This window comes from Pseudogemmobacter bohemicus, from assembly GCF_003290025.1.
Classification (GTDB): domain Bacteria; phylum Pseudomonadota; class Alphaproteobacteria; order Rhodobacterales; family Rhodobacteraceae; genus Pseudogemmobacter; species Pseudogemmobacter bohemicus.
The window spans coordinates 200,491-205,295 of record NZ_QNHG01000005.1 but is presented as its reverse complement, the minus strand read 5'-3'; the positions used below and the strand labels follow the sequence as shown (position 1 = coordinate 205,295).

6 protein-coding genes are annotated in these 4,805 nt (G+C 63.7%); all 6 read right to left on the bottom strand.

Annotated elements, in window-relative coordinates; all coding sequences use genetic code 11:
• Positions 1–587, bottom strand: a 587-nt coding sequence (locus DRF71_RS23405) for a type IV secretion system protein (protein ID WP_112312936.1), incomplete at its 3' end; no start/stop codon positions are given.
• Entirely contained in the window at positions 584–1,729 is a 1,146-nt protein-coding gene (locus DRF71_RS23400) for a lytic transglycosylase domain-containing protein (protein ID WP_112312934.1), read from the bottom strand. The genes DRF71_RS23400 and DRF71_RS23405, both read right to left, overlap by 4 nt.
• Before the next feature lie 4 nt (positions 1,730–1,733).
• A complete protein-coding gene (locus tag DRF71_RS23395; protein ID WP_112312932.1) occupies positions 1,734–1,943 on the bottom strand; it encodes a hypothetical protein in 210 nt (69 codons plus the stop codon).
• A gap of 4 nt (positions 1,944–1,947) precedes the next feature.
• The gene (locus tag DRF71_RS23390; protein WP_112312930.1) at positions 1,948–4,338 is read right to left on the bottom strand and encodes a VirB4 family type IV secretion/conjugal transfer ATPase; all 2,391 of its coding nucleotides are present in this window, start codon (positions 4,336–4,338) and stop codon (positions 1,948–1,950) included.
• Positions 4,328–4,606: a type IV secretion system protein VirB3 gene (locus DRF71_RS23385; protein ID WP_112312991.1), complete on the bottom strand. Its 279-nt coding sequence runs from the start codon at positions 4,604–4,606 to the stop codon at positions 4,328–4,330. Before DRF71_RS23385 ends, DRF71_RS23390 begins: the two co-directional genes overlap by 11 nt.
• 12 nt (positions 4,607–4,618) lie before the next feature.
• The coding region (locus tag DRF71_RS28860) for a TrbC/VirB2 family protein (protein ID WP_232831660.1) at positions 4,619–4,805 on the bottom strand (187 nt) is incomplete at its 5' end.

Genomic DNA, 4,805 nt, shown 5'->3' with positions numbered 1-4,805 from the left:
TCCATATCCGGGATCATTGCGACGAGGCGCTCGACCCGCGCCAAGGACTGCGCGGCCTCCTCATGGCTGTTCTGTGCTGCGGCCGACAGCACTGCGCCCGTGGTCGCCCGTGTCGCGATGCCTTCGGCCCCGGGGTTCCCGCTGGTGGCAATCTCACGCAGCGAGTTCTCATCGAATCCTGCGCTCGCCAGCGCCTCTTGCATCTGGGTGCGCATCGGCCCGGCGGTGACCCCGAGCAGATTGCTCCAGTCGCCTTGCTGGATACCGCGGATGAGACCGGGGATGTCCTCGAACTTGGCCTCGAGAAGCTGGTCCAACTCGCCGCCCATGATGAGGCCGAGGATTTCGCGCGGGCCGGTCAGCGAGGCATACATGCTCTGCAACTGGTCGAGCTGCTGCTGAAGCATGTCCAGCTGCTCGAGCGCATTCTCGAAGATGTCGCTCTGGATCCCGAAATCCTCCAGCATCTGCTGCAGCTGGCGGATTTCCTGGGCGATGTTCTGGGTGTCAACCGTCGGCACGCCCTGGGCCGAGGCGCCGCTGGCGAAGCCAAAGCAGAGCGCCGTGCTGATCAGAAACCGTCTCATCCCAAATCCTCCAATTGGAAATCCATGAACAGCCGCTCGGCGGCCTGAGCGGCGGCCAGCGCAATCTGTTCATCACTCAGGGGTTGGGTCTGCGCAGCTTTGAGCCGGGTGCGGATCGCGACGATCCGGGCCAGCTCGGCGCGCGCATAGGTGTTCAGGGCGATGGACGCCTGCAGGTCTTCAGTCGTTCCGATAAGACTTATTATGTCATGTAAACGCCGTGCTGCTGCCTGGATCGACACCATGGAATAGTCGCCGTAGACGCCGGATCCATGCGCCGAGAGGCTGAAACTCGCGTTGGCCAGCAGTCCCGGATCTATGGTGCCGAGCGCATCCGGGCCTCCGACCATGGCGAGGTAACGGTTGTACTGCGCCGGGATCACCACGACATAGTTCTGGGTCTCTGCAAAGGGCGGCACGCCGCTGTATTGCTGCACGCGCCCAGGCCCGGCGTTATAGGCAGCCAGCGCATGGATGATGTTGCCATCGAACATGCCGAGCATCTGCGCCAGATACCGCGCGCCGCCGGTCACCTGCAGGTAGGGATCGTCATAGTATTCCGGATTGATCCCGAGATCGCTGGCGGTGCCGGGCATGATCTGGGTCAGGCCGAAGGCCCCGGCCGGAGATCTCGCGCCGATCTGGAAGCGGCTTTCCTGCCAGATCAGCGCTTGCAAAAGGCAACGCCATTGCACTGGCGTCAGACCGGCGCGCGAGACGCCGGAAAGAGAAAAGGTGTCGCGGGCCGCGCGGATGATCAGTTCCTCGACCGTCTCGCGGGCATCTCCGAAGAGCCGGCTGGCAGCAGGATTGCCGTCATCAGTCGCGTAGACCGCTGTTGCGGCTGTCTCTTCCCCATTCCCGGCCTCCAGTGCTGCCACTGTAGCGCGCACGGACGGGCTTGCGCCTGTGGTCACTGCATTCAGGATGCTTTGGAGCGACGCCAGTTGCTGGCGCTCGATTTCGGCCAGTTCCTCTTCTCGGTCCAGCCGATCCCTTTGCAGGGCGAGATCGCGATCCCTCTGCGCAATCGTCGCCGCAGTCCGGGCAATCGCCTGGGCATCAACCGTCGGCACACCCTGCGCCGCGAGTGGCTGCGCCAGCGAAATGCCGATCAGAACCTGTGGGAGAAGCCTGGCCATGGTGTCAGTCCACAGCGCCGAGCAGAGTAAAGGCGCAGGGATCTGCTGCCCGCGCGACCTCGCCGCCCATGGTCGAGACCGTGACGCCGGAGGGACGCTCGGCAAAGCTGAAGCAATTGGCCCGTGGGGCCTGCCCGCCCGCACAAGCGGCGAGGAGCAAGAGACTGCTGAGGACGGGAAGATGGGTAAACCGGAAACCATTTACACGAGACATCGCATCACACCTTCCAGAAATCAGGGCGGTCGCGGTAATCCGCCCCCACGAGTTGCTCGCCCTTCTCCATGCCGCCAAGGACGGTCACGAGAGGGCCGAGGGCTGAGAGATCGGCATCGATGACGACGGAGCCACGGTCGTCGCGCACCAGTGCCAGACGCGAGGCGGTGCCGACGCCCAGAAGGACATCGAGTTCCTTCCCGCTGAGACCGAGCATGGCGTAGTCGGCCGCGCTGGCGCGGATATTGGGGAGCAGGATCTGCGTCGGCACTGCCTCGACGATGGTCTTGCCGGTGCGCGTGCGTTCCAGCTGGCTCGCATATTGGGTCATCATCACGACGACGGCGTTCTGCTTACGGGCCGTGACCAGCCAGTTGCTCAAGCGATCCGCAAAATAGGCATTGTCGAGCGCCTTCCAGGCTTCGTCGATCAGGATCACGGTCGGGCGACGATCCTCGATCACCCGTTCCACGCGCCGAAAGAGATAGGAGAGCACTGCCATCCGCTCTCGCTCGCTCTCGGAATCAAGGATCCCGGTGAGATCGAAGCCAGAGACCTCACCGCCGAGAGAAAAGCTGTCTTCCGCATTGGCCCCGAAGATCCAGCCGTAGCGGCCGGTCTCGGTCCATTCCTGCATCCGCTCGAAGAGGTCACCATCGTCATCAGTGGAGACCAACAGCGAGGCGAAGTCCGACCAGTTGCGCAAACCGGCGTAATCGGCGCCGGCGTTCTGTCGCACCACCTCCTGCAACCGGTTGGTCTGCACCGGCGTCAGGGGCCGATCACGACGTTCAAGCAATGTGGCCAGCCAATCCGCGAGCCAGGCCTGACCGCGATTGTCGATCTCGGTCTGGAGCGGGTTCAGCCCTGTGGGCTTGCCAGCGCGGACGGTCGCGTAACTGCCGCCAAGCGCGCGGACGGCCATTTCCATCCCGGCCCGGTAGTCGAAGATGAAGAGCCGCGCCCCGGCCCGCCGGGCCATGGTCATGAGGAATGCCGCCAGTACGGATTTGCCGGAGCCGGGTCGGCCGAGGATCAGGGTGTGACCGCCGGTCGGTTCCTTGTCCGGCGATCCCTGTTCGTGGAAGCTGAATCGAAACCCGCTGCGCTCGGGCGTCGGGAAGAGGGCAATCGGTACACCCCAGGGCAGTTCCGCCCCGGTCTTGCCGAGTGGCGTGCGATGGAAGGTCGCGAGATCGGCAAAATTGTGGTTGGTGATCGCGGCCTTGCGACTGCGCGCACCGGTGTTGCCCGGATGCTGCGCCATGTAATGCGCGCGCGACCCAAAGCCTTCCGAGATCAGGTTGATGCCGGAGCTGGCAGAAATGTTGCGGATTTCGGCACAGATGTCGTCGAGATGCGAACGACTGCGGGCATAGACCGCCACGGTCATATGGTGTTCGCCAAAGATCAGGCGCTTCGATTCCAGATCGTCCTGCGCCAGTTCCAGCTCTTGCGCCAGGCTCACGGCCCCATCATTGCTGGCCTGCATCAGCCGCAGTTGGCGTTTGATCCGGCCCGCCATTATGTTCGAATTGATCGGCACGAAGGAATGGGTGACGACCATATCGACCGGCAGGTTCAACTCGTCGAGCATCAGACTGTCGGTTTTGGCCGGGTAGTTCTTCACCGCGAAGATCGCGCCGAACTTCTCGCCCACGTTCCCGTCGGTGAGGTGGATTTCTGCGCCTCGGAAGGTCACGCGGGTATTGGCCACATCCTCGGCAAGGATGCCGAGGCGCGAGGCCGGGAAGAGAGGATGCTCTTCGCCAGTGTTTAGGCTGCCGAGAAAGCCGAGCAGCTCACCGCTCCCGGCCGAGAGGAGGCGTGGCTTCAGATCTGCGAAACTGGACAGGAGGAACCCCACCACCTCATCGAGCTTGCGCAACCGGCGTGCCGTGTCGGCGGCAAGGCGGGTACGGGACAGGGCTGCGGCAAAGGGAATACGGCTGCCGGGATCGGGGCGCTTCAGGACAGAGAGGGTCAGGGTCTTGTCACGCAAGCCGCCTTTGGCCAGTTCTGCCTGCCAGTGGGCATCGACCGCTGCCGCGAAACCTTCGCCCGGAATAGGAGGCAGGCCGGTATTAACGGCCTTCGAGACCTTGTGCAGATAGAAGGAGAACTCGGTTCCAACCTGCGCCACCACACCGGCCAGAATGGCGCCGACGCGATCCAGATGGCTGTCCTCGGTGGTGGTACTGTTGATGCCTTCAAGCCGCAGGCATTGCATCAGCTCGTTGCCCCGCGTGCGGATCGTGGTGGCGTTCACCAGGCTCACATAGGGCAGCATATGCGCCAGCCGCTTCTCCTTCCCGGCCCAGTCCGGCAAAGCATCAAGCGGATTGGTTGCTGCATCCTCCTCGACCAAGGCTTCCGAGACAGCATCACGGGGCATAGCTGTCACCCCCGTGCTGCTTGCGGTTCCGCGTCGGCGGCGTCTCCTGCAGCGTGATCACCAGCACGTCGAGGAAGTTCGGATCCCAGTCCGCGGCCTTCCACAGCAGCGGCCAGGATATCCCGGCCGCCACGGCGATGATCCAGCTTTGGACCCAGAGGAACAGCATCGACGAACCGAAGAGCCAGACCATGGCATACATGATTGGCAGCCCCATCAGCTTGGGGGGCCGCAAGAGGCCGATGAAGACACGCGACTGTTCCGCCATGGTCATCTCGCCTCAGGGTGTGGTCCAGATCGCGGCAACGATGGTCGGGGCGGCGGCAATGCCGGCGATCGCCACCAGCACCCAGAGCGCCTGGCGGAAGTCGAGGATGCCAAAGAGCCAGGACAGGAAGACCCCGATCAGGGCCAGCGTGCCGATCACGATGCCCAGGGGACCGGTGATCGCATCGACGATGCCCTGC

Bases quoted from the DNA above. Each gene is read 5' to 3' on its own strand.
- DRF71_RS23400 (WP_112312934.1), bottom strand. From the start codon at position 1,729: ATGGCCAGGCTTCTCCCACAGGTTCTGATCGGCATTTCGCTGGCGCAG.
- DRF71_RS23395 (WP_112312932.1), bottom strand. From the start codon at position 1,943: ATGTCTCGTGTAAATGGTTTCCGGTTTACCCATCTTCCCGTCCTCAGC.
- DRF71_RS23390 (WP_112312930.1), bottom strand. From the start codon at position 4,338: ATGCCCCGTGATGCTGTCTCGGAAGCCTTGGTCGAGGAGGATGCAGCA.
- DRF71_RS23385 (WP_112312991.1), bottom strand. From the start codon at position 4,606: ATGGCGGAACAGTCGCGTGTCTTCATCGGCCTCTTGCGGCCCCCCAAG.